The sequence below is a fragment of the Pseudoalteromonas sp. 19-MNA-CIBAN-0066 genome (genome assembly GCF_040308705.1).
In the GTDB taxonomy this organism is placed as follows: domain Bacteria; phylum Pseudomonadota; class Gammaproteobacteria; order Enterobacterales; family Alteromonadaceae; genus Pseudoalteromonas; species Pseudoalteromonas nigrifaciens.
In genome coordinates this window covers 1-365 of sequence record NZ_JBEONZ010000118.1, presented here as the reverse complement: position 1 = coordinate 365, position 365 = coordinate 1, and the positions used below count along the sequence as shown (strand labels likewise).

The 365-nt window shown below is 40.5% G+C and carries 1 pseudogene; it reads left to right on the top strand.

Annotated features, from left to right (window positions below):
- Nucleotides 1-112 precede the first annotated feature (112 nt).
- Nucleotides 113-365, top strand: a pseudogene (locus AAEZ18_RS18450) (hypothetical protein); the annotation flags it as partial.

Genomic DNA, 365 nt, shown 5'->3' with positions numbered 1-365 from the left:
AAGAACAGGGCTAGTTATTCCGATTCATCCCACCGACGCCGCTTCGCGTCGATCAATGGGTTTTCTCGGAAGGATTCAATAAATTAACCGCTGCGCCGTATTGGAGCAGCCGATGGACAAAAAAAGCACCCTAGCAAAATGGTTTAAAAATACAGGCTTTACGCTTGGCTTGAGCCTGTATTTACTTGCCCTATTTATTTTTATTAGCTTTTCAGCAAATGTGTTTTCTAGTTCGATTAAAGAATTAAAAAACCAACAAATAACAGAAATCCTATTTAACATTCATACCTACCCAATAGCGCCAAGTGCTCCATCTAAATCTAATGAGCCAAAGCGAGTTAATTTAGGTGGTGGTGAAAGGCGCA